The sequence below is a fragment of the Polymorphobacter megasporae genome (assembly GCF_018982885.2).
Lineage (GTDB): Bacteria > Pseudomonadota > Alphaproteobacteria > Sphingomonadales > Sphingomonadaceae > Polymorphobacter_B > Polymorphobacter_B megasporae.
The window spans coordinates 1,895,771-1,917,733 of record NZ_CP081848.1 but is presented as its reverse complement, the minus strand read 5'-3'; the positions used below and the strand labels follow the sequence as shown (position 1 = coordinate 1,917,733).

The window sequence follows — 21,963 nt, the reverse complement described above, 5'->3', positions numbered from 1 at the left end:
CGGGGTGCGAGGGCGCGCGCAATTGATCGTGACTCAACCCGCGTTCGGGCGGATACTGCCGGGAAAATAAGCCTTGGGAGAGCGACGATGCACGACATGGTCATTCGCGGCGGCACGATCGTCGACGGCACCGGTGATCCGGCCTTTATAGGCGACATCGCCATTGACCGCGGGCAAATCAGCGCAGTCGGAAAAGTCACCGGCCCGGGTCGCGAGGAGATCGACGCAACCGACCTGCTGGTGACCCCCGGCTTCGTCGACATCCACACGCATTACGACGGCCAGGCGACGTGGGACCCCGAACTCGGGCCGTCGTCGTGGCACGGCGTCACCTCGATCGTCATGGGCAATTGCGGGGTCGGCTTCGCCCCCGCCGCACCCGACAAGCACGACTGGCTGATCGGGCTGATGGAGGGCGTCGAGGACATTCCCGGGACCGCGCTCGCCGAGGGCATGACGTGGGGCTGGGAGAGCTTCCCCGAATATCTCGACGCGCTCGAGTCGATGCCGCGAACGATCGACATCGCCACGCAGGTGCCGCACGGCGCCGTCCGCGCCTATGTCATGGGCGACCGCGGCGCGGCGAACGAGGCGGCGACGCCTGCCGACATCGTCGCCATGGCAAAGATCGTCGAGGAGGGGCTGACGGCTGGCGCGCTCGGCTTCACCACCAGCCGCACCGTCCTCCACCGCGCGGTCGATGGCACCGTCGTCCCGGGCACCTACGCCGACCGCGCCGAACTGCTGGGGATCGGCGAAGGTATCGCGCGCGCCGGCCACGGCGTCTTCGAAATGGCGTCCGACCTTAATCCGTGCGGCGAGGAATTCGCGTGGATGAAGGACGTGTCGATCGCGACGGGCATGCCGGTCAGCTTCGCGCTGCTCCAGTCGCCGCTCGACGACGAGGGCTGGCGCGACCAGCTGGCACGCACCGACGCGGCGAACGCCGAGGGCGCGCGCGTCACGGCGCAGGTCGCGCTACGCGGCACCGGCGTCCTGCTCAACTGGCGCGGCACGGCGCACCCGTTCGTCACCCGCGCGAGCTGGCGGGCGATCGCCGACCTGCCGTGGGATGAACAACTCGCGAAGCTGCGCGACCCGAAGTTTCGGGCGCAGCTCCTCGCCGACCCGGCCGAGCGTCCGGAGATCGACAGCGCTCTCGTCGACCTGCTCCTCCACGGCTGGACGATCCAGTTCCCGCTCGGCGAGGAGCCCGACTACGAACCCGCCGCCGACGACAGCGTCGCCGCGATCGCCGCCCGCGAAGGCCGCACGCCCGAGGACGTCGCGTACGACACGATGATGGCCGACGACGGGCGCGGGTTCATCTATCTGCCGATCCTCAATTACGCCGACGGGCATCTCGACCACGTTCTCGAACTCCTCAATCACCCGTCGACGGTCGTCAGCCTGTCCGACGGCGGCGCGCATTGCGGGGTCATCTGCGACGCTGCGTCGCCGACCTTCATGCTGACCCACTGGGTCCGCGACCGGCATCGCGGTGCGCGGCTGGGGATCGAGGCGGCGGTCAAGCTCCAGACCGCCGATACCGCGGCGATGTACGGGCTGGGGGATCGCGGAATGCTCAAGCCGGGGATGATGGCCGACCTCAACCTCATCGATTTCAAGCGATTGAAGCTCGCCAAGCCGTATATCGCGTTCGACCTGCCCGCCGGCGGCAAGCGGCTGCTCCAGCGCGCCGCAGGGTATGTCGCGACGATTAAGTCGGGGGTGGTGACGTTCCGCGAGGGCGTCCCGACCGGCGCGCGGCCGGGGCGGCTGGTGCGTGGTCCGCGCGGTGCGGCGGCGGCCGAACGACTCGCGGCGGAATGAAGCCCAAGTTGACTCATCGCGATTATCCTAGCCTCGACTCTGCACGATGAGTTCTCGCAAGAATTCGGTTACGTCGCGGACGATCGCTGCGTCGGTAAGCGCGCTTACCGGGAAAGCGGGGAATCCATGCAGCGGACGCTGCGTCAACGGCCCCACGATGGCTGTTAAACGGTCGAGTAGCGTCTGGCGCGACTCCTCCGACTTGAATGGCTCGCGATTCTTGAGGTAGCCCAACGCCAGCTGGACCTGGCCGCCGCCAGTGCCGACAAGGAACATCGGGTAGATCGTTTTGCCGCGCGCCTCGAAGCTCGCGATAATCGAGGCTTGCGCCACCGACGGCTCGGCCCGCCCGCCAAGCACTCGAACTAGGTCAACGAACTGATTGGCGCCTGCGACGGCTGGTTGCCCGAACGGCGCAAGCCGCATGGCGATCCACTCATCGCACTCGATCGCGGGGGGAGCATTTCGCGCTGCCTTCGCCGCAATGCCCCGCTCGGTGTCACCGATAATACGAGGGCTGAGCGCAGTTACACCCGTCGCTGCGCTTTCGAACCAGCGAAGTTCGACTGCGCGTACGTCAGCCCTCATCTGATCATTTAGAAATTCCACGATGCGCGCGAGTTCGTTCGGAATGACGTCGGCGACAAATACGATTTTGATCCGTCCGCTGCGAAAATTGTCGTCGACTTGCGACCAGAATTTACCAGGATCGATTCCCTCGCCGAGAAAGTCAGCAAGCATTAGATCAGGCTCGCGACCATCCGCCGTGGCGGTTTTGGCGAATGCGTCGGCAATACGCCCGGCTTGCCAGTGGGCCGTCGCATTCGCAGCATAGTCGAGCATTTGCCCAACGACTTCGCGCCGAAGACGCGGATCGGCGGCACGCTTTAGTTCGACGAGAACTGGGACAGACGTTTGTGTTACGAAAAGGTGGTCGACCGACCACCGACCCGCGCCGTCGATGCTGTCAGCGATAGGTTGCTCACGGCGGACTAAGAGCAAGTCTCCGTCTTCGTCACTAATCAGTTCAGGATGCCGAGCTACCAGCGCTTGCATCGAGTCCTCGTTACGTGGTGCGGATGGCGCCATCGCGGTTAAAGCGCCGCCCGCGTCCACCATATAAATTAGACCTTTGGCCACAACCCACCCTCCGATTAATATGCCCGCTTAACGGCTTCAGGCGTCCCCTGCCACCGCCTGCCACACCCCGACCGCGACCGCGGCGGCGGTGTCGGCGCGCAGGATGCGCGGGCCGAGGCTGACCGGGACGGTTGCCGCAAGGGCGCGAATCGCGGCGCGCTCGTCGGGGGTGAAGCCGCCCTCGGGGCCGATCAGGATCGCGGCAGGCGCGCGGGTCTGCGCCAGTGTCGCGGCGAGCGGGGCACCGCCGGTCTCGTCGGCGAAGATCAGCGCGCGGTCGGACTCCCACCCGCTCAGCAGCGCGGATAGCGTCATCGGCTCGACGACAAGCGGGAGCGCGGTCCGGCCACATTGCTCCGCCGCCTCGACCATGTGGGCGCGGAGCCGGTCGAGGTTCAACTTGTCGACGATCGTCCGCGCGGTCAGCACCGGCACGAAGCGCGCGACGCCGAGCTCGCACGCCTTCTCCGCCACCCAGTCGATCCGCCCGCGCTTCAACGGCGCCGCGCACAGCCACAGGTCGGGCACCGTCTCGCGCGGCGACAGGCGTTCAACGAGGCGGACCGTCATCGCCTTGCGGTGCGGCTCGACGACGACGCCGTGCCACTCGCCCGAGCGATCGTCGAACAGCCGGATGCTGTCGCCCGCGGCGCGGCGCATCACCCCGCTCAGATAGTGACTGGCCGGCGGCGGCAGGACGATCGTGCAGCCCCCGGCGAGATCGAGGTCGACGAACAGGCGCGGGGTCGTCGACAGGCCAGTCGTCGAAAGGCCAGTCGTCGACGGGCCAGTCGTCGACGGGGACGCGGTTGACAGATCGGCGGGGTCGCTCATGGGTGGCGCGTAGCATGGGCACCCCCGACGTGAAACTCGCCGATACCGCCTCCCCCGACGCCGAACGCGCGCCATCGACGTGGGTCGACGCGCTGCCCGCCGCCGCGCGCCCGTATGCGCGACTCGCGCGCTTCGACCGGCCGATCGGGTCGTGGCTGTTGTTCTGGCCGTGCGGCTGGGGACTGGCGGCGGGCGGCGGGCTCGTCAGCCACTGGTGGCTGCTGGCGCTGGTCCTGTTCGGCGCGGTGGCGATGCGCGGGGCGGGGTGCGTCTATAATGACATCGTCGACCGCGATCTCGACCGCTCGGTCGCGCGGACGCGGTCGCGGCCGATTGCGAGCGGCGCGATCTCGGTCAAGCGCGGGTGGGTGTGGCTCGTCGTGCTTGCGCTGTGCGCATTGCCGGTGCTGCTGGCGTTGCGCCCGCTTGCGGCGGGAGTCGCGATCGGCTCGCTCGGCCTCGTCGCGGCCTATCCGTTCATGAAGCGAATCACGTGGTGGCCGCAGGCGTGGCTCGGCCTGACCTTCAACTGGGGCGTCCTCGTCGGCTGGACCGCGGTCGAGGACCCGTCATGGGCGATGGTCGCGCTTTATGCGGCGGGGCTGTGCTGGACGCTCGGCTACGACACGATCTACGCGCTGCAAGACATCGAGGACGACGCGCTGGCCGGAATCAAGTCGAGCGCGCGTGCGCTGGGCGAGCGCGCGCGTTCGGGAATCGCGGGCTTCTACGCCGCGACGATCGCGCTGGCTGGAGCGGCGCTGTGGCTCACCCGGCCCGAACCGCTGGGATTGCTTGCGCTGCTCCCGGCCGGTGCGCACTTCGGCTGGCAGGTCGCAACGCTGAGCGATCACGACTCGGCGCGCGCGCTTCGCCTGTTCCGGAGCAACCGCGAGGCAGGCTTCCTGATTTTCGCCGCCTGCGCGTTCGTCGCGACTCGATAGAGCAGTCTCGTCGGCCCCGCGATTCGGACGCAGCCCGATGTGATCCGCACACACAGAAACGGGGCCGCGTTTCCGCAGCCCCGCCTGACGAAATGGTTAGTGTTTAGATCGCGGTGAGGTTGATCGCCGCCTGCTTGCCGCGACGATCGAGTTCGAGTTCGAACGACACGCGCTGGCCCTCGTCGAGGCCCGACATGCCGGCACGCTCGACCGCCGAGATGTGGACGAACGCATCCGGGCCGCCATCTTCGCGCTGGATGAAGCCGAAGCCCTTGGTGCCGTTGAAGAACTTCACCGTGCCGTCGACCCGACCGCCGGGAGCGGGGGCTGCGCCGCCCGATCCGCCGCCGAACTCGCGGCTCGCGCCGCCATAGCCGCCGCCGCGCGGGCCGTCGTCGCGACCGCCGAAGCCGCCCGCAGCGCGGGGTTCGCGCGGGGGGGCACGGTCGGTCACCGGCATCGGCTCGCCGTCGATGACGAGATCGGTCGCCGAGACGCGGCCGTTACGCTCGGTCAGGGTGAATTCGAGCGGCTGGCCGTCGGCGAGGCCGGTCAGGCCGGCCTGCTCGACTGCCGAGATGTGAACGAACACGTCCTCGCCGCCGTCATCACGGACAACGAAGCCGAAGCCCTTCTGGCCATTGAAGAATTTTACGACACCCTTGGCCGTGCCGAGGTTGATCCCGGGGCCCATGTCGCGCGCCGGACGCGGGCCGCCGAAGCCGCCGCCTGCCGGGCGTCCACCGAAGCCGCCGCCGCCGGCACCACCGCCGAAGCGCGGGGCACCGCCGCCGCCGCCGCCGAAGCGATCACCGCCGCCGCCGCCACCGCCGAAACGGTCGCCACCACCGGCACCGCCACCGAAGCGGTCGCCGCCACCTTCAAACTGGTCGAAACCGCGTTCACGCTTGTCGAAGCCACCACGGCCGGGGCCACGCCCGCGTTTATCAAAGCTCATCGTCGAATAGTCTTTCGTAATTGTTCGCGTTGTCGTCTATCGTTTCGGGGCTTCCCACCGGTCACGCCCGGAGCCGCACGAACGCCCGGATGCAGGACAAGCCAAGCTGCTCCAAGCGAATCCTTATACGAAATTCGCGCGCGCCGCGAGCGGTTTATAGACAACCGCCTTTAACGACCGCAAGTGCGAAGTTTTGCGGCGGCAACCGCTGAAAGATAAGAAAATATATACCATTCGTCGCGTATGGATGTTATGCTGCGATGCACAATGAGGGTCGCGACATGCTCGGTCCGGTCGAAGATTTTGCCATAGAACACCTCATCGTCCTCGTGGCGGGAGGCGCTTCGTTGCTCGCGGGAATCGTCCTTCGCAGCTACGGCCGGCGGCTCGAGCGCCAGACGCGCGATCGTGGCCAGCGCATCATCAATTGACGCTGCGCTGCGGTAATGCTTGCCCGCGTAAGCAGCATCCCCGCGGGTGACTTGAGCGCCGCGCGCTGCTAGGCGGCTGCGGATGACCATCTATCTGCACGAGGGCGACCTGCCCGAAGACGTCTTCGCTCCCGGCCCAATCGCGGTCGACACCGAGACGATGGGGCTGCATCCGGCGCGCGACCGGCTGTGCCTGATCCAGCTTGCCGACGGCCACGGCGACGAACATCTCGTCCGATTCGCGGCGGGCCATTACGATGCGCCGGTGTTGAAGCGCATCCTTGCCGATCCGGCGCGGCTCAAGCTGTATCACTTCGCCCGATTCGATCTCGCGGTGATCCAGGCGTATCTCGGCGTCCGCGCCGGACCGGTGTTCTGCACCAAGATCGCGTCGAAGCTGGTCCGGACCTACACCGACCGTCACGGGCTCAAGGACCTGTTGCGCGATACGATCGGCGTCGACGTGTCGAAGGCGCAGCAATCGTCGGATTGGGGCGCACCCGTCCTGAACGACGCCCAGAAAGACTATGCCGCATCGGACGTCCGTTACCTTCACCGCGCGGTCGAGGTGCTTCGCGAACGGCTGGCGCGCGAGGGGCGCACCGGGCTCGCCGAGGCGTGCTTCGACTTCCTGCCCTGGCGCGCCGACCTCGATCTCGCCGGCTGGGCCGAATCGGACATTTTCGCGCATCTATGACGGGCACCCGCCGATGACCGCGACCGCAGCGACCGCGACCGCAGCGACCGCGACCGCAGTTCGCGCGCGGGCGGCGCTGCCGGGCGGCGGCTGGGACCGCTTCGTCGCGGTCGCCAAGGTCGCGCTGCCCGCGGCGGCGTTCGTCCTGATGGCGACGATCATCATCTGGCCGCTGACCTCGGCGCGCGAATTCTCGTTCCTGCTGGCCAAGGACAAGGTCGCGATGTCGAAGGAGCGGCTGCGGACCGACAATGCGATGTATCGCGGCCTGACGGCGAACAACCAGCCGTTCGAGATCCGCGCTGGCAACGCGGTGCAGCGGTCGTCGGCGGTGCCGGTGATCGAGCTCAGCCGACTGTCGGCCGACGTCACCCTCGACGACGGTCCGGCCCGCGTCACCGCGCCATCGGGACGTTACGAGATCGACCACGACCTGCTCGTTATCGCCGGACCGGTGCGGATGGACAGCACAGCAGGCTATACGCTCAACGGCGCCGACGTTCGTGTCAGCCTGCTCGACCAGACCGTCGCGAGCGACCTGCCGGTCACCGGCACCCTCCCGCTCGGCAATTTTCGCGGCAACAACCTGCGCGCCGACATAGGCGGCAAGCGTGTCACGCTCGGCGGCGGCACCCACTTGCACATCGTCCCCGCTTCCCACAGGAAAGCCGCATGAAGCGTTTCGCGTTGATTCTGGCACTCGTCGCGGCCCCGCTCGCGGCGCAAAGCGCGCTCAAGGGCCATAATGCCGACGCGCCGATCGATGTCGACGCCAAGGCGATCGATGTTCTCGACGCCAACGGCAAGGCGATCTTCAACGGCGATGTCCGCATCACCCAGGGCGACATGAAGCTCAATGCCGACACGGTGACAGTGTTCTACAGCCGCTCGAAAAAGGGTGGCAGCCCCGAGATCGAGCGCCTCGATGCGCAGAACAACGTCAAGCTCGTCACCCCGAGCGAGACCGCAACCGGGCGCTACGGCATCTACGACGTCTCGCAAAAGACCATCACCCTCGTCGGCGGCGTGACGCTGACCCACGGCGAGTCGGTCCTCCACGGCCAGCGCTTAGCGATCGACCTCGAGACCGGGCGTTCGAAGCTCGATGGGGCCGGCACCGCCGCCGCCCCCGGCCAGCCCGCGACGACCGGCGGCCGCGTCTCCGGCCGCTTCGTCGTTCCGCAGCGTAACTCGAAATAGCGCGGGGACCATCCGTGCCGCCGATGCGGCAGGGCGACTAGCCGCGTCGTCGCCCCTCGCCTACACGCTGTCGGCATGACCCTCCCCTCCACAGGCAGCTTCGAGCGCGGGGTCCACCGCTTGCCCACACGCGTCTATTTTGAGGACACCGACCTGACCGGTATCGTCTACCACGCCAATTACCTGCGCTTCATGGAGCGCGCCCGAACCGAGATGCTCCGCGCGCTCGGGATCGAGCAGCAGGCTATGATGATCGCGGGCGACGGCTATTATTCGGTCTACGACCTGTCGCTGACGTACATGGCCCCTGCCCGGCTCGACGACGTGCTGACCGTCAGAAGCTGGGTTCTCCAGGTCCGCGCGGCGGCGACGGTGATCGGGCAGGACGTCTGGCGCGGAGCGACCCAATTGACCCGCGGGCGCGTTACTGCCGCGTGGCTCGGCATGAACGGCCGGCCGCAACGGCAGCCCCGCGACTGGGCGCGGCGTTTCTCAGACCTGCAAAATGAGGCGACCCAAGACTGATGCCCACCGTCACCGTTCCCGGCGTCCTCGCCAAGACCGCCATCGACATGTCGCCGCTGGCGCTGTTCCTGCAGGCCGATATCGTCGTCAAGCTCGTCATGCTCGGGCTGATCGCCGCGAGCATCTGGTCGTGGGCGATCATCGTCGAGCGCAGCCGCCGGCTGTCGGCGATCAATGCACAGGCGAAGGCGTTCGAGGACTGGTTCTGGAAGTCGGACAGCCTCGATGCGCTGTACGACCCCGCCGCGAAGGCGAAGCACCCGTCCGCCCGACTGTTCGTCGCGGGTATGAACGAGTGGCGGCGGAGCATCGCGCGCGGCAAGATCGACCGCGAAGGCGTCCGCTCGCGGCTGACCTCGATCCTCGGCGTCGCGATCGCGCGCGAGATCGACGAACTCGGCGACCGGCTCAGCGTCCTCGCGACGATCGGCTCGGTCGCGCCGTTCGTCGGGCTGTTCGGCACCGTCTGGGGGATCATGCGGTCGTTCGGCGCGATCGCGGCGTCGCAGAACACCTCGCTCGGCGTCGTCGCGCCGGGGATCGCTGAAGCTCTGTTCGCCACCGCGCTCGGCCTGTTCGCGGCGATCCCGGCGGTGATCGGCTATAACCGGCTGCTCCACGGCCTCGGGCGGCTCGAGGCCCGGCTATCGGCGTTCGCCGAGGAATTCCACGGCCTGCTGTCGCGGCAGCTCGACGGGATGGAAGAACGCTGATGGCGATGGGGATGCAATCCCGTCGCGGCCGCCGCGCGCCGATGGCCGAGATCAACGTCACGCCGATGGTCGACGTCATGCTCGTCCTGCTGATCATCTTCATGGTCACCGCGCCGCTGCTCGTCACCGGCGTGCCGGTCGACCTGCCCGACAGCAAGGCGAGCGCGCTCAAGGCCGACGACAAGCCGATCCAGATCTCGCTCGACGGCACCGGCGCGGTGTTCATCGACGATGCCAGCATCCCGCCCGACACGCTGGCGGCGAAGCTTTCGGCGATCCACGACGCCCGCACTGACGACCCGCGCGTCTATGTCCGCGCTGCGCGGACGCTCGACTATGGCCGTGTGATGACGGTGGTCGGCGAGGTCTCGGCGGCGGGGTTCCGCAAGGTCGCGCTGGTCAGCGCGCCCGCCCCCGCACCGAAACGGAAATGACGGCACGCGAGTCGGCTCGATGACGGAACGCCAGTCGCTCGTCGTAGTCGGGCTCGCGCATCTTATCCTGCTCGCGGTCCTGTCGCTCGCGCTGACGTCGGTGACGCCGCCGCTGCCCGCCGAGGACCCGACCCCGGTCGACGTCGTCGCGCTCGCCGACGTGCCGAAGATTCCGACCCCGCCCAAGCCGTCGAAGGCCGCCGCGCCCGAAAAGACCGTCGAGGCGACCGCGCCGCCGGATCCGACTCCGCCGACACCCAAGCCCGAACCTGCGCCGACTCCCGAGCCAACGCCGGAGCCGGTCAAGGAAAAGCCGAAGCCCAAGGTCGAGCCGGTCGAAAAGCCCGAGCCCAAGCCCGAAAAACCGAAACCGGAGAAGCCGAAGCCCGAAAAGGCCAAGCCCGCGCCGAAATTGCTCGACGCCGAGGCGCTGTCGAACCTGCTCGACAAGAGCCTGCCCAAGGCGAAGGTCAAGCCGCTCGACACCTCGGCACTGGCGAAAACGATCGAGAAGGCGATGCCCAAGACCGCGCGGGTCGATCCGCGCGCAACGGCGACACTGATCGCGCTGATCCGCTCGCAGGTCGCGCCGTGCTGGAACCCGCCGATCGGCGGCGCCGACGTCAAGAAGATGACGGTGCTGCTCCACCTCGACATCAATCGCGACGGCACGATCGTCGGGCGCCCCGGCATCGTCAGCCAGACCGGAGTCACTTCCGGCAATGCCGACTACGCCCGCGCCTTCGCGGAGACCGCCCGCCGTGCGGTGCTCCGCTGCGCGCCGCTCAAGCTGCCGGCGGAATTGTACGACCAGTGGAAGGCGGTCGAGATTAATTTCGACCCGAGTGAGATGACGTGAGGCGCGCCCGAGCGCAGTGCACTGATCGCCTTCGATCCGTAAGCAGCGCGCGGAGACGCGCGAACGCGGGCGGCGGGTCGGCGGACTACCCGCCGAACCCGGCCGACGGCGCAGCTTTGCCGCGACCCCTTCTTCGCCTTCGCCCCGTCATCGAAAACGCGTAAGGAGTCCCGATGCGTACCCTCCCCCTCCTCCTCGCCCTGCTGGTCACCACCCCGGCGCTCGCGGTGATCCGCGTCGACATCAACTCCGGCACCGCCCAGCCGCTCCCCGTCGCGGTTCCCGCATTCGCCACCGCGTCGGCCGTCGCAACCGAGGCCGGGACGACCGCCGCGCTCGGGGCCCAGGTCGCGAGCGTCATCGCCGCCGACCTCGGCTCGTCGGGGCTGTTCCGCCCGCTCGACCCGGCCGCGTTCACCACCACCGTCGCCCCCGCCGACGTCACAGCGCCGCAGTTCGCGGCGTGGCGGACGATCGCGGCGCAGGCGCTGATTACCGGCAACGTCACCGCCAACCCCGACGGCGGCATCACCGTCGGCTGCTACGCCTATGACGTGTTTTCGTCGGAGGAGCTCGCGCGGCAGGGGTTCGTCACGACCGCGGCGAATTGGCGGCGCGCGGCGCATAAATGCGCCGACCTCGTCTATTCGCGGCTGACCGGCGAGAGCGGCTATTTCGACAGCCGCATCGTCTATGTCTCCGAAACCGGACCGAAGACCCACCGGATCAAGCGCCTCGCGGTGATGGACCAGGACGGCGCGGGGCACCGCTTCCTGACCAACGGCCAGTCGCTTGTGCTGACTCCGCGCTTCGCCCCGAACCAGCAGACGCTGACGTATATGTCATTCGCCAATAATCGCCCGCGCGTCTGGATCTACACGATCGGGTCGGGGCGTCAGGAGGCGATCAGCGACACCGGCAACATGAGCTCATCACCGCGTTTCTCGCCCGACGGATCGACGCTGGTTTATTCGATCAGCCAGAACGGCACGACCGACATCTACAAGATGAACCTCGCCAGCCGCGGCGTCACCCGCCTGACGAACGGACCCGGCATCAGCACGTCGCCGAGCTATTCGCCCGACGGGTCGAAGATCGTCTTCGAGAGCGACCGCAGCGGCGGCCAGCAGGTCTATACGATGAACGCCGACGGGTCGGGCCAGCAGCGGATCAGCTTCGGCGAGGGCCGCGCCGGGACCCCGGTGTGGTCGCCGCGCGGCGACCTGATCGCCTTCACCCGCCTGACCTCGGCCAAGCACCGCATCGCCGTCATGCGCCCCGACGGCGGCGGCGAGCGGTTGTTGACCGACGCCTATCAGGACGAGGGCCCGACGTGGTCGCCGAACGGGCGCGTCATCCTGTTCTTCCGCACCGCGGCAGGACGCAGCGGCAAGGTCGATCTTCATTCCGTCGACCTGTCGGGGGCGAACGAGCGGCAGATAAAAACGCCGCTCGATGGGTCCGACCCGGCGTGGTCGCCGTTGTTGCCGTAACAAGCTTCGGCTATCGGTTCATCTTCACCGTCGAAAGGCTGCTTCATGCTGCATCGCGCATCAACCTTGGCGATCGTCGCCGTCCTCGTCGGCACCGCCGCGTGCTCGACCAAGAAAAAGGTCCTCCCTCCGCCGCCCCCGCCCGCGACTGCACCGATGGCGCCGACCATGGCACCGCCGTCGACCTCGGGCAGCGGCGACACCGGCGTCGGGACGACGAACCTCCCCGGCAGCATCGCCGACTTCAAGGCAACCAGCGGATCGGACACCGTCCTGTTCGCGTATGACAGCTACGATGTCGACGACACAGCCAAGGCGATCCTCGGCAAGCAGGCCGAGTGGCTCGCGCGCTATCCGAGCGTCAAGGTCACTGTCGAGGGCCACACCGACGAGCGCGGCACCCGCGAATACAACCTCGCACTCGGCGACCGCCGGGCGAGCGCCGCCAAGAACTTCCTCGCGGCGCAGGGCGTCAATTCCAGCCGCATCGCGACGATCAGCTACGGCAAGGAGCGCCCGGTCGCCGATGGCACCGATGAGGCTGCCTATGCGCAGAACCGCAGGGCGGTGACGGTCGTCGTCAGCGGCGCGAAGTAAGGCTTGATCCTCCCCGTCTTCGGGGAGGGGGACCATGCCCTTGAATGGTGGAGGGGCGGTCGAGCGAACTCGCAATTTGAGCGTAGTTCATCGCCCCTCCACCACGCCTGAAGTGGCGTGGTCCCCCTCCCCCGAAGACGGGGGAGGATCTTCTTATTTCCGCTCGATCTTGTAGACACTCGCTGGGGGCGCATTGACCAGCACCGTCGCCGTCCGACTCGCCTTAAGCCCGAGCGCGTCGAGGACACTGTCGGCGACCGGGCAGCGGAAGCCGTAGGTGAACTGGTACATCGCGCCGCCGGGCCGGAGCTCGCTGAATGCGGTGTCGAGGATGGCGAGGACGACGGGCTTCGGCATCGACAGGATCGGCAGGCCGCTGACGACCGCGCCGACCTTGCCCGCGCCGAACAACGGGACGTCGTGGAGCGCGCCCGCACTGCCTTCGACGATCCGAACTGCAGGGAAGCGCGTCCGCAGCAACGCCGCGAAGTCGGCCCCCGCCTCGATCATGATGAGCTGGTCGGCGGTCACCCCCGCATCGAGGATCGCCTGGGTGAAAACCCCCGTGCCGGGACCGAACTCGATCACTGGCATCGATGCGGCGCTGATCTCGGCGGTGATCGCCCGCGCGAGCGCCGGACCCGATGGCGCGATCGCCGCAACCCGCAGCGGCGCGGCGATCCACGCGCGCAGGAACGGCAGCAGATCGGCGCGTGCCGCCTGCCGCGCCAGCTTGCTCTGTGCCTTGCGCTCGACGGCTTGGTTCGGCATCGATCGGGTCTCCGGGGATGATGCGCGGGTCGTAGCCGAAAGCGCGCGCGCGTGATAGCGGCAAGCCCGGTCAGCGGCGAGATTAGCCCGCGGACGTTGCCATGCGCGTCAACTACGCTACGACGCAGCGCAACATCGTGATTTCAGGAGAGACGCCCGTGACCGCCGTTGGACAGGATAGCCTGAAGACCCGCCGGACGTTGACGGTCGAGGGAAAGGACTACTCTTACTATAGCCTCCCCGCCGCCGCCGAGGCCTTGGGTGACATCAGCCGCCTGCCCTTTTCGATGAAAGTGCTGTTCGAAAATCTGCTGCGTTTCGAGGACGGCGTCACCGTTACCCACGACGACCTCGCCGCGATGGTACAATGGGCGCACGACCGCCGGTCCGACCGCGAGATCGCCTATCGTCCGGCGCGCGTGCTGATGCAGGACTTCACCGGCGTGCCGTGCGTCGTCGACCTCGCGGCGATGCGCGACGCCATGACCAAGCTCGGCGGCGACCCGGCGAAGATCAACCCGCAGGTCCCGGTCGACCTCGTTATCGACCACTCGGTGATGGTCGACGAATTCGGCACCCCGGCGGCGTTCGAGGACAATATGGACCTCGAGTACAAGCGCAACATCGAACGCTACGAGTTCCTCCGCTGGGGGTCGTCGGCGCTCAAGGGCTTCCGCGTCGTCCCGCCGGGCACCGGCATCTGCCACCAGGTCAATCTCGAATATCTCGCGAAGACCGTCTGGACGAGCGAAGCCGCCGACGGCTCGATGGTTGCCTATCCTGACACGCTCGTCGGCACCGACAGCCACACGACAATGGTCAACGGCCTCGGTGTGCTCGGCTGGGGCGTCGGCGGAATCGAAGCCGAGGCGGCGATGCTCGGCCAGCCGGTCAGCATGCTGATCCCCGAGGTCGTCGGCTTTAAGATGGAAGGCACGATGAGCGAGGGCATCACCGCGACCGACCTCGTCCTGACCGTCACCCAGATGCTCCGCGCCAAGGGCGTCGTCGGGCGCTTCGTCGAATTCTACGGCCCCGGCCTCGACGCGCTGACGCTTGCCGACCGCGCGACGATCGCCAACATGGCCCCCGAATACGGCGCCACATGCGGCTTCTTCCCGGTCGACCAGGCGACGCTCAACTATCTCAAGCTGTCGGGCCGCGACCCGCACCAGATCGAGCTCGTCGAGGCGTACTGCCGGGCGCAGGGGATGTGGCGCGACCTGACCGCCCCCGACCCCGTGTTCACCGATACGCTCCACCTCGACCTCGGCAGCGTCCAGCCGTCGCTCGCCGGTCCGCGCCGCCCGCAGGACCGCGTGCTTCTCGGCCAGGCCGACGAGGCGTTCGAGACCGAACTCGCCAGCGGCTACAAGAAGTCGGGTGACGAGAGCCACAAGCGCGTCGACGTTTCGGGGGCAGAATACCAGCTCGGCCACGGCGACGTCGTCATCGCCGCGATCACCAGCTGCACCAACACGTCGAACCCCAACGTCCTCGTCGCCGCCGGGCTCGTTGCGCGCAAGGCGCGCGCGCTCGGCCTGATGTCGAAGCCGTGGGTCAAGACCAGCCTCGCGCCGGGGTCGAAGGTCGTCACCGACTATTTCGCCGCGTCGAAGCTCCAGGACGACCTCGACTATCTCGGCTTCAACCTCGTCGGCTACGGCTGCACGACGTGCATCGGCAACTCGGGCCCGCTCCCTGAGCCGATCAGCGACGCGATCAGCAGCGGCGACCTCGTCGCGTGCAGCGTCCTGTCGGGTAACCGCAACTTCGAGGGACGCGTCTCGCCCGACGTCCGCGCCAATTATCTCGCCTCGCCGCCGCTCGTCGTCGCCTATGCGCTGATGGGGACGATGCGCAACGACATGGTCACCGACCCGATCGGCCAGACCCCCGACGGCACCAACGTCTTCCTCAAGGACATCTGGCCGACCAACCAGGAAGTCAGCGACATGGTGATGTCGAACGTCACCGCCGACATGTTCCGCGCGCGATATTCGGACGTCTTCGCTGGCGACGAGCGCTGGCAGGCGATCAAGATCGAGGGCGGCGCCACCTACAAGTGGAACCCGGCGTCGACCTATGTCGCCAACCCGCCGTACTTCGAAGGCATGACGATGACGCCGAACGCGGTCGATGACATCGTCGCGGCGCGCCCGCTCGCGATTTTCGCCGACTCGGTCACCACCGACCACATCTCGCCCGCCGGCAACATCAAGGAAGCCTCGCCCGCCGGTCGCTATCTGAACGACCGTCAGGTCAGCCGCGCCGAGTTCAACAGCTACGGCGCGCGCCGCGGCAACCACGAAGTCATGATGCGCGGTACCTTCGCCAACATCCGCATCAAGAACGAGATGGTCCCTGGCGTCGAGGGCGGCATCACCCGGATGCTCGGCGAAGGCGGCGATAATAACGGTCACGGCGCACAGCTCGACATCTTCGACGCGGCCGAGAAATACCGCGCAGCCGGTACGCCGCTCGTCATCATCGCCGGCAAGGAATATGGCACCGGGTCGTCGCGCGACTGGGCGGCGAAGGGCACGACGTTGCTCGGCGTCCGCGCGGTGATCGCCGAAAGCTTCGAGCGCATCCACCGCTCGAACCTCGTCGGCATGGGCGTCGTTCCGCTCCAGTTCGCCGATGGCGTCGACCGCAAGACGCTCGGGCTGACCGGCGACGAAACCTTCGACATCACCGGCATGGCGTCGCTGCGCCCGCGCCAGGTCGTGACGGTCGCGTTCACCCGCGGCGACGGTACCACCGGCACCTTCGACACCAAGTGCCGGATCGATACCGAGCAGGAGCTCGAGTATTTCTACGCAGGCGGCATCCTGCCGTACGTCCTGCGCAAGCTCGCCGCCTAACCCGCGTATCTGTCACGGCTTCTTCGCTTGCTATCCCGTTGTTGCCCAATGTAGCGGATCGTTAACGATCTTCTTGGCAGCACGGGGTGGCACGATGCGGACTTTGGCATATCTTGGCACGGCGGCACTTCTCGCGGCGGCTCAGCCTGCTTTCGCGTTGAGCGCGCAAACTGCGACCGACCTCGCGAACTCGGTCGTCGCCAAGGGCCAGTATAGCGGGGTCGTCGGCGTCCAGGTCCAGACCAACGCCGGCAATGCCGGGGCGTGCACCGGGACCGTGATCGGCCGCAGCACGATCCTGACCGCCGCACACTGCCTCAACATCGACGGCTCGGGCGTGGCTCACCTGCGTGTCGTCCTGCCCGACCTGACGACGCCGCTCGGCGTGACGATCAACGCGACCGCTTTTTATGTTCCCTCGATCTACAGCGGCAGCGCCTCGGGCGGCGCCGATATCGCGGTGATCAAGCTCGGGGCGAATGTTCCGGACGGCACGACGATCTATGCGCTCGACCACGGCTCGGTCGAAAGCAACCTCGGGGTCGAGATGATGGTCGGACTCGGCAACACCGGCATCGGCGCGACGGGGACGAACGTGACGACCAACGATGGTCTCAAGCGGATTGGCTACAATCAGTACGAGGCGACGTTCGACCAGATCCTCGCCGCCGCCGGCTTCGGCAGCACCGGGCCGACCGATGCGCTCGGCGCACTCAAGGGCAGCGAGCTCGCGTACGACTTCGATTCCGGGCTGGCAGCGAACGATGTCTTCGGCGCGCTCGGCCTGCCCGGCCTCGGCTATGTCTCGGCTGACGGCCTCTATCACGACACGATGGCGACCGAGGGCGATTCGGGCGCGCCGCACTTCGAGGACGGCAAGATCGTCGGCGTGACGTCGTTCGGCCTCAGCTCGGCATTTCTTTATGGCAGCGCGAGCGCATGCGGGGCGGGCTTCCTCGACCCGTCGCACAGCGCGACGTCGTGCACCAATTCGAGCTTTGGCGAAATCGGTGTCGATACCCGCGTGTCGAGCTATTACGACTTCATCACGAGCCACATCACGACGCAGGTTCCCGAACCCGCGACATGGGCGATGATGATCGGCGGCTTCGGCCTGATCGGAGCGATGCAGCGTCGCCGGCGGAACACCACCGCCGCTGCATAAGCAAAGGGCGGGGCCTCGGCTCCGCCCTTTCGCATCAGCGCCAGTCGACGACGCGCCACCCCCGGACCGTCGCCAGCCGCCGTAGCGCGGGCGACGGGCTGACCGCGACCGGTTCGTCCGCCAGCGCGAACAGCGCCGCGTCGGAGACATGGTCCGAATAAGCGCGGACGAAGCGCTCGCCGGAAAACGCCGTCGCGACCATAACCGCCTTCGCCGAACCGTAGCAATTGTCCCCCGCGAGTCGCGCCCGGAGAAGGTCACCGTCCCAAACCGACCCGGTCGCAACGACGCGCTCGATCCCGAGCGCCGCCGCGATCGCCCGCGCGTAAAACGCGTAGCTCGCCGTGGCGATGACGATCTCGTGGCCATCGGCACGGTCGGCGGCGAGCTGCGCCACCGCGCCCGGCATGAGCCCGCCCGCAACGACAATCGCGGCGAATCCGGCGGCCCGCACGTCGACGCGGTCACGCGGTGCCGCGTCGCCCATCAACAGGAATTGCGCGATCTCCTTGAGCCGCCCGCGCGACATCAGCCGCAGCCGAAACCCGATCCCGGCAACCCCCGCGAGCGGCAACAACCCGAGTCGCCACGGCGCTTCACGCGACGCCCAATACACCAGCCACCGCGTGTAGGTCGGTGCCCGGGTGATCGTCTTGTCCATGTCATAGATCACGCGGGTCATCGTTGGCCCATGCCCAACCCCGGGTCATGACGCAACCGAACCGCTCCATCAGCGTTTGCCTCTTGCCGGGACCGTATCGATCCCCCAACACTCGGATGCGATGACCGACGCCACCATGACGCTCGACGACGCCGGAGAGGGAGCACGCACGCTCCACCTCAGCGGTGCCTTGACGGTCGCGTCGATCGGTAGCGTTGCGCCCGAAATGGCGGCGATCGAGCCCGACCGTGATTTGAAGATCGACCTTGGCGGCGTCGACCGAATCGACACCACCGGCGCGTGGATCGTCCACAAATTGCTTCGTGACTGGGAGAAAGCCGGGAAATCGGCGACGCTCGATCACGCCTCCGACGATGCCAAGCGGTTGATCGACCAGGTCGCCGCGAACGATAAGCCCGCGACGCGCCGCCCGCCCCACGGCAACCGCGCAATCGAGCGGCTTGAGATGATTGGCGGGTCGGTCGTCCATGCCGCGCACACGCTGGGCGAATTCCTCGCCTTTCTCGGCCAGACTCTCGTCGCACTGTTCCAGACGATCTTCGAGCGCCGCCCGCTGCGGTGGAACGCGGTGATCCACCAGATGGAGGTTGTCGGCGCCAACGCGCTCGGCATCGTCGGGCTGCTGTCGTTCCTTGTCGGCATCGTCCTCGCGCAGCAGGGCGCGGTCCAGCTCCAGCAGTTCGGTGCCGAGATCTTCGTCGTCAATCTGATCGGGCGCTCGGTCATTCGCGAACTCGGCATCCTGCTCACCGCGATCATGGTCGCCGGACGCTCGGGCTCGGCCTTCGCCGCGCAGATCGGCTCGATGAAGCTGAACGAGGAGGTCGACGCGATGAGCTCGATCGGCATGTCGCCGACCGAGGTGCTCGTCTTGCCGCGCGTCATCGCAATGGTCATCATGCTGACGTTGCTCTCATTCTTCGGTGCAATCATGGCGATCATCGGCGGCGGCCTGTTCTGCTGGGTTTCGCTCAACATCTCGCCGGCGAGCTTCGTTCAGCGCATCCAGGAAGTGACGCCGCTATCCGACCTCGTCATCGGGATGATCAAGGCGCCGATCTTCGGCTTCATCATCGCCGTCACCGGGTGCTTCCAAGGCATGCAGGTCACCGGCAACGCCGAGTCGGTCGGCGCACGGACGACGCAATCGGTGGTCCAGTCGATTTTCCTCGTCATCGTCCTCGACGCGTTCTTCGCCGTTTTCTTCACCGCGCTGGGGTACGTTTGATGGCCGCCGCAGCGCCCGCACCCGCCAAGCCAGCCCCCGGCAAGGACAAGGACGACGACGTCGTCATCCGCGTGTCGCACCTGCAGAACAGCTTCGGCGATCAGGTCGTCCACAAGGACGTCAACCTCGAGGTCCGCCGCGGCGAGATCCTCGGCGTCGTCGGCGGCTCCGGAACCGGCAAGTCGGTGCTGATGCGCTCGATCATCGGCCTCCAGCAGTCCGACGCGGGCGAGATTACCGTCCTTGGCGAGGAGGTCGCCACCCTCGATCCCGAAGCCGCCAAGGACTTGCGCCGCCGATGGGGCGTGCTGTTCCAGGGCGGCGCATTATTCTCGTCGCTCACCGTCGCCGAGAATATCGAGGCGCCGATGCGCGAGTTCTTCAAGCTCGACCAAGGCCTGATGGACGAAATCGCCAGCTATAAGATCGCGATGGTCGGCCTGCCCGAACTCGCCGGGCCGAAATTTCCGTCGGAACTGTCAGGCGGCATGCGCAAGCGTGCCGGCCTCGCTCGCGCCCTCGCGCTCGATCCCGATCTCCTGTTTCTCGATGAACCGACCGCCGGGCTCGACCCGATCGGAGCGGCAGCGTTCGACGAGTTGATCAAGGGCATGCGCGATACGCTCGGGCTGACGGTGTTTCTCATCACCCACGACCTCGATACGCTGTATGCGATCTGCGACCGCGTCGCGGTGCTCGGCGACGGTGTCATGCTCAAGGTCGGAACGATTCCGGAACTATTGGAGTTTGACCATCCGTGGGTCCGTGAATATTTCTCGGGTCCGCGCGGACGAGCGGCAGCAGCAACCGACGCTGGTCCGCACAAGGCGACCGAGGCCGACCGCGACGCGGCGCGCGCGCTCGAGGCCGGTGAGGGAAAGCTGGGGGCGGAAGCCGCCGACACGAGACGCACCGGGGCGACAGAGGACGAGGACTGACGTGGAAACCCGGAGCAACTATGCCCTTGTCGGCGGAGTCGTCATCGCGCTGACGGTCGCGCTATTCGTTTTCGTCCTGTACCTCGCGAAATTCTCGGGGACCGACAAACGCCAGTTCGACATCTTTTTCCGCCAGTCGATCAGCGGCATCGCGATCGGCTCGCCGGTTCAGTTCAAGGGCGTTCCGGTCGGCCAGATCAAGGAAATCGCCCTGCTGCCGAAGACCCCCGACGCGGTCCGCGTGCGGATCGAGGTAGGCACCGACGTGCCGATCCTTCAGGGGACGACCGCCGCGATCGAAGGCGTCGGCTTCACCGGCGTCAGCCAGATCCAGTTGACCGGCGCGATGGCTGGCGCACCCCCGATCACCGAGATCGGGCCGTTCGGCCGACCGGTGATCCCGCCACGCGCCGGAGCGCTGGGCCAGTTGCTCGCAAGCGCGCCAGAGCTGCTCAACAATGTCTCGGCACTGACCGCGTCGCTCAACGAATTGCTCAACCCGGCGAACCGCAAGTCGCTCGGCAATATCCTCGCGAACACCGACCGGTTGACCGGCAGCCTCGCCGATCGCGGGCCCGAGATCGCCGCGACGATCGTCGAGACACGCGCGACGCTCAAGCAGGCGACCGATGCGGCGGCGGCACTGACCAAGTTGACCGGTCATGCCGACACCATCCTGACGACCGACGCCGGGCCGCTGGTGCACGACCTGCGCGAGACCGCGGGCCATGCCAATGCCACGCTGCAGAAGCTCGATGGCCTCGTTGCCAGTGCCCAGCCTGGGGTCGACACGTTGACGAACCAGACTTTGCCCGAGACCGCGCAGCTGATTCGCGAGGCCCGCGACGCCACCGCGCAGCTTGGCGCGATCGCGGCCAAGCTCGACGAGGACCCCGCGGGTGCCTTGCTTGGCGGGCGGAAGCTCCCCGAATATGCCGCGCCGGGCTATGTGCCGCCGAAGAAGGGCAAGAAGTGATGATGCGCCAGATTTCATTCGCCGCCGCCGTCATCGCGCTGGGCAGCCTCGCCGCCTGTGGTCCGCTCGTTCAGATCGGCGGCAACGCCAAGGCGCCGGTCGCGCTGATGTCGCTCCGCGCGACCGCCACGCCAGTCGCCGGCGCGACGACGAGCGACCGCGCGACGACGCTGCTGGTGCAGACGCCGACGGTGCCGGGCACGCTGCAGACGCTCCGCGTGCCGGTGGCGACGTCCGACACCGAGGTTGCGTATCTGACTGGCGCGACATGGGCAGAGCAGCCCAATCGCGAGTTCCAGCACGTGCTCGCCGACACAATCGCATCGCGTGGCGTCGCGGTGATCGACCCGCATCAGGCGACACTCGCGCCGGGGCGGACGCTATCGGGGACATTGTTCGAGTTCGGCCTCGACGTCCGCAACCCCAGCACCCCCGTCGTCCGCGTCCGCTATGACGCGACACTGAGTGCGTCGGCCAAGACGCCGTTTGCGCTCAGGCGCTTCGATGCGGTCCAGCCGGTCGCGACGCAGAATCCTGCCGACGTCGCGATCGCGCTTAACACCGCCGCGAATGCGGTCGCCGCGCAGGTCGCCGACTGGGTCGCGCGTTAGCCGCTAGGCACGTCCAACCGGTCTTACCCGCGCGGCAAGTGCTCGCGCGGGTGCATCGCAAATGCTC

The 21,963-nt window shown here is 67.4% G+C and carries 23 protein-coding genes; 17 read left to right on the top strand and 6 right to left on the bottom strand.

What is annotated here, in order from left to right; translation table 11 throughout:
- The first annotated feature begins 87 nt into the window (after nt 1-87).
- The gene (locus tag KTC28_RS09105; RefSeq protein ID WP_216708610.1) at nt 88-1,833 is read left to right on the top strand and encodes an N-acyl-D-amino-acid deacylase family protein; all 1,746 of its coding nucleotides are present in this window, start codon (nt 88-90) and stop codon (nt 1,831-1,833) included.
- Nucleotides 1,834-1,860: 27 nt separating this feature from the next.
- On the opposite strand, the gene KTC28_RS09100 is transcribed toward KTC28_RS09105, so the two are convergent.
- The gene (locus KTC28_RS09100; RefSeq protein ID WP_216708609.1) at nt 1,861-2,973 is read right to left on the bottom strand and encodes a PDDEXK family nuclease; all 1,113 of its coding nucleotides are present in this window, start codon (nt 2,971-2,973) and stop codon (nt 1,861-1,863) included.
- A 36-nt stretch (nt 2,974-3,009) separates the two neighbouring features.
- Nucleotides 3,010-3,807, bottom strand: coding sequence for a 16S rRNA (uracil(1498)-N(3))-methyltransferase (locus KTC28_RS09095; protein ID WP_216708608.1), 798 nt, complete (start codon nt 3,805-3,807; stop codon nt 3,010-3,012).
- A 14-nt stretch (nt 3,808-3,821) separates the two neighbouring features.
- On the opposite strand from KTC28_RS09095, the gene ubiA reads away from it, so the two are divergent.
- Nucleotides 3,822-4,751: a 4-hydroxybenzoate octaprenyltransferase gene (gene ubiA / locus KTC28_RS09090; protein ID WP_216708607.1), complete on the top strand. Its 930-nt coding sequence runs from the start codon at nt 3,822-3,824 to the stop codon at nt 4,749-4,751.
- A gap of 103 nt (nt 4,752-4,854) precedes the next feature.
- Here ubiA and KTC28_RS23155 read toward each other — a convergent pair whose 3' ends face one another.
- Together KTC28_RS23155 and KTC28_RS09080 are read right to left on the bottom strand one after the other, a co-directional pair.
- Nucleotides 4,855-5,709: a cold-shock protein gene (locus tag KTC28_RS23155; RefSeq protein ID WP_216708606.1), complete on the bottom strand. Its 855-nt coding sequence runs from the start codon at nt 5,707-5,709 to the stop codon at nt 4,855-4,857.
- 170 nt (nt 5,710-5,879) lie between these two features.
- Nucleotides 5,880-6,230: a hypothetical protein gene (locus KTC28_RS09080; RefSeq protein WP_216708605.1), complete on the bottom strand. Its 351-nt coding sequence runs from the start codon at nt 6,228-6,230 to the stop codon at nt 5,880-5,882.
- Between KTC28_RS09080 and KTC28_RS09075 the strand changes: the two genes are divergently transcribed.
- The 9 genes from KTC28_RS09075 to pal all read left to right on the top strand — a co-directional run bounded on the left by KTC28_RS09075 (nt 6,223) and on the right by pal (nt 12,658).
- Complete coding sequence (locus KTC28_RS09075; RefSeq protein WP_216708604.1) at nt 6,223-6,837, top strand: ribonuclease D; 615 nt, start codon at nt 6,223-6,225, stop codon at nt 6,835-6,837. The two genes, KTC28_RS09080 and KTC28_RS09075, sit on opposite strands and share 8 nt — an antisense overlap.
- Before the next feature lie 13 nt (nt 6,838-6,850).
- On the top strand, nt 6,851-7,513 hold the full coding sequence (locus KTC28_RS09070) for an LPS export ABC transporter periplasmic protein LptC (RefSeq protein ID WP_216708603.1): 663 nt from the start codon (nt 6,851-6,853) through the stop codon (nt 7,511-7,513).
- On the top strand, nt 7,510-8,037 hold the full coding sequence (locus KTC28_RS09065; protein WP_216708602.1) for an LptA/OstA family protein: 528 nt from the start codon (nt 7,510-7,512) through the stop codon (nt 8,035-8,037). Before KTC28_RS09070 ends, KTC28_RS09065 begins: the two co-directional genes overlap by 4 nt.
- Before the next feature lie 75 nt (nt 8,038-8,112).
- Nucleotides 8,113-8,562 (top strand): YbgC/FadM family acyl-CoA thioesterase, encoded by a 450-nt coding sequence (locus KTC28_RS09060; protein WP_216708601.1) that lies wholly within the window; start codon nt 8,113-8,115, stop codon nt 8,560-8,562.
- Nucleotides 8,562-9,275, top strand: coding sequence for a protein TolQ (gene tolQ / locus KTC28_RS09055; RefSeq protein ID WP_216708600.1), 714 nt, complete (start codon nt 8,562-8,564; stop codon nt 9,273-9,275). Before KTC28_RS09060 ends, tolQ begins: the two co-directional genes overlap by 1 nt.
- The gene (locus tag KTC28_RS09050; RefSeq protein WP_216708599.1) at nt 9,275-9,709 is read left to right on the top strand and encodes an ExbD/TolR family protein; all 435 of its coding nucleotides are present in this window, start codon (nt 9,275-9,277) and stop codon (nt 9,707-9,709) included. The genes tolQ and KTC28_RS09050 overlap by 1 nt, the downstream gene beginning before the upstream one ends.
- A gap of 19 nt (nt 9,710-9,728) precedes the next feature.
- Nucleotides 9,729-10,568, top strand: a complete 840-nt coding sequence (gene tolA / locus KTC28_RS09045; protein WP_216708598.1) for a cell envelope integrity protein TolA — start codon at nt 9,729-9,731, stop codon at nt 10,566-10,568.
- Between the two features lie 173 nt (nt 10,569-10,741).
- A complete protein-coding gene (tolB, locus tag KTC28_RS09040) occupies nt 10,742-12,061 on the top strand; it encodes a Tol-Pal system beta propeller repeat protein TolB (protein ID WP_216708597.1) in 1,320 nt (439 codons plus the stop codon).
- A 45-nt stretch (nt 12,062-12,106) separates the two neighbouring features.
- On the top strand, nt 12,107-12,658 hold the full coding sequence (gene pal / locus KTC28_RS09035) for a peptidoglycan-associated lipoprotein Pal (RefSeq protein WP_216708596.1): 552 nt from the start codon (nt 12,107-12,109) through the stop codon (nt 12,656-12,658).
- Nucleotides 12,659-12,811: 153 nt separating this feature from the next.
- On the opposite strand, the gene KTC28_RS09030 is transcribed toward pal, so the two are convergent.
- Complete coding sequence (locus KTC28_RS09030; protein WP_216708595.1) at nt 12,812-13,429, bottom strand: class I SAM-dependent methyltransferase; 618 nt, start codon at nt 13,427-13,429, stop codon at nt 12,812-12,814.
- 158 nt (nt 13,430-13,587) lie between these two features.
- On the opposite strand from KTC28_RS09030, the gene acnA reads away from it, so the two are divergent.
- A complete protein-coding gene (gene acnA / locus KTC28_RS09025; protein WP_255602389.1) occupies nt 13,588-16,296 on the top strand; it encodes an aconitate hydratase AcnA in 2,709 nt (902 codons plus the stop codon).
- A gap of 94 nt (nt 16,297-16,390) precedes the next feature.
- Nucleotides 16,391-17,461 (top strand): PEPxxWA-CTERM sorting domain-containing protein, encoded by a 1,071-nt coding sequence (locus tag KTC28_RS09020; protein WP_216708593.1) that lies wholly within the window; start codon nt 16,391-16,393, stop codon nt 17,459-17,461.
- Nucleotides 17,462-17,495: 34 nt separating this feature from the next.
- Here KTC28_RS09020 and KTC28_RS09015 read toward each other — a convergent pair whose 3' ends face one another.
- Nucleotides 17,496-18,143 carry an HAD family hydrolase gene (locus tag KTC28_RS09015; protein ID WP_255602388.1) on the bottom strand — a complete coding sequence of 216 codons (648 nt, stop codon included), beginning with the start codon at nt 18,141-18,143 and terminating at the stop codon, nt 17,496-17,498.
- A gap of 100 nt (nt 18,144-18,243) precedes the next feature.
- Here KTC28_RS09015 and KTC28_RS09010 point away from each other — a divergent pair, with 100 nt between their 5' ends.
- From KTC28_RS09010 to KTC28_RS08995, 4 genes are read left to right on the top strand one after another with little or no spacing between them, the layout of a single operon-like run.
- Nucleotides 18,244-19,371: an ABC transporter permease gene (locus KTC28_RS09010; protein WP_216708592.1), complete on the top strand. Its 1,128-nt coding sequence runs from the start codon at nt 18,244-18,246 to the stop codon at nt 19,369-19,371.
- Nucleotides 19,371-20,309 (top strand): ABC transporter ATP-binding protein, encoded by a 939-nt coding sequence (locus tag KTC28_RS09005; protein WP_216708591.1) that lies wholly within the window; start codon nt 19,371-19,373, stop codon nt 20,307-20,309. Before KTC28_RS09010 ends, KTC28_RS09005 begins: the two co-directional genes overlap by 1 nt.
- 1 nt (nt 20,310) lies before the next feature.
- The gene (locus KTC28_RS09000; protein ID WP_216708590.1) at nt 20,311-21,285 is read left to right on the top strand and encodes an MlaD family protein; all 975 of its coding nucleotides are present in this window, start codon (nt 20,311-20,313) and stop codon (nt 21,283-21,285) included.
- Nucleotides 21,285-21,896, top strand: coding sequence for an ABC-type transport auxiliary lipoprotein family protein (locus tag KTC28_RS08995; protein ID WP_216708589.1), 612 nt, complete (start codon nt 21,285-21,287; stop codon nt 21,894-21,896). The genes KTC28_RS09000 and KTC28_RS08995 overlap by 1 nt, the downstream gene beginning before the upstream one ends.
- Nucleotides 21,897-21,963: the final 67 nt, after the last annotated feature.

Coding starts and splice junctions, on each gene's coding strand:
- KTC28_RS09105 (WP_216708610.1), top strand. CDS start 88: ATGCACGACATGGTCATTCGCGGCGGCACGATCGTCGACGGCACCGGT.
- KTC28_RS09095 (WP_216708608.1), bottom strand. CDS start 3,807: ATGAGCGACCCCGCCGATCTGTCAACCGCGTCCCCGTCGACGACTGGC.
- ubiA (WP_216708607.1), top strand. CDS start 3,822: ATGGGCACCCCCGACGTGAAACTCGCCGATACCGCCTCCCCCGACGCC.
- KTC28_RS23155 (WP_216708606.1), bottom strand. CDS start 5,709: ATGAGCTTTGATAAACGCGGGCGTGGCCCCGGCCGTGGTGGCTTCGAC.
- KTC28_RS09075 (WP_216708604.1), top strand. CDS start 6,223: ATGACCATCTATCTGCACGAGGGCGACCTGCCCGAAGACGTCTTCGCT.
- KTC28_RS09080 (WP_216708605.1), bottom strand. CDS start 6,230: ATGGTCATCCGCAGCCGCCTAGCAGCGCGCGGCGCTCAAGTCACCCGC.
- KTC28_RS09070 (WP_216708603.1), top strand. CDS start 6,851: ATGACCGCGACCGCAGCGACCGCGACCGCAGCGACCGCGACCGCAGTT.
- KTC28_RS09065 (WP_216708602.1), top strand. CDS start 7,510: ATGAAGCGTTTCGCGTTGATTCTGGCACTCGTCGCGGCCCCGCTCGCG.
- KTC28_RS09060 (WP_216708601.1), top strand. CDS start 8,113: ATGACCCTCCCCTCCACAGGCAGCTTCGAGCGCGGGGTCCACCGCTTG.
- tolQ (WP_216708600.1), top strand. CDS start 8,562: ATGCCCACCGTCACCGTTCCCGGCGTCCTCGCCAAGACCGCCATCGAC.
- KTC28_RS09050 (WP_216708599.1), top strand. CDS start 9,275: ATGGCGATGGGGATGCAATCCCGTCGCGGCCGCCGCGCGCCGATGGCC.
- tolA (WP_216708598.1), top strand. CDS start 9,729: ATGACGGAACGCCAGTCGCTCGTCGTAGTCGGGCTCGCGCATCTTATC.
- tolB (WP_216708597.1), top strand. CDS start 10,742: ATGCGTACCCTCCCCCTCCTCCTCGCCCTGCTGGTCACCACCCCGGCG.
- pal (WP_216708596.1), top strand. CDS start 12,107: ATGCTGCATCGCGCATCAACCTTGGCGATCGTCGCCGTCCTCGTCGGC.
- KTC28_RS09030 (WP_216708595.1), bottom strand. CDS start 13,429: ATGCCGAACCAAGCCGTCGAGCGCAAGGCACAGAGCAAGCTGGCGCGG.
- KTC28_RS09020 (WP_216708593.1), top strand. CDS start 16,391: ATGCGGACTTTGGCATATCTTGGCACGGCGGCACTTCTCGCGGCGGCT.
- KTC28_RS09015 (WP_255602388.1), bottom strand. CDS start 18,143: ATGACCCGCGTGATCTATGACATGGACAAGACGATCACCCGGGCACCG.
- KTC28_RS09010 (WP_216708592.1), top strand. CDS start 18,244: ATGACCGACGCCACCATGACGCTCGACGACGCCGGAGAGGGAGCACGC.
- KTC28_RS09005 (WP_216708591.1), top strand. CDS start 19,371: ATGGCCGCCGCAGCGCCCGCACCCGCCAAGCCAGCCCCCGGCAAGGAC.
- KTC28_RS08995 (WP_216708589.1), top strand. CDS start 21,285: ATGATGCGCCAGATTTCATTCGCCGCCGCCGTCATCGCGCTGGGCAGC.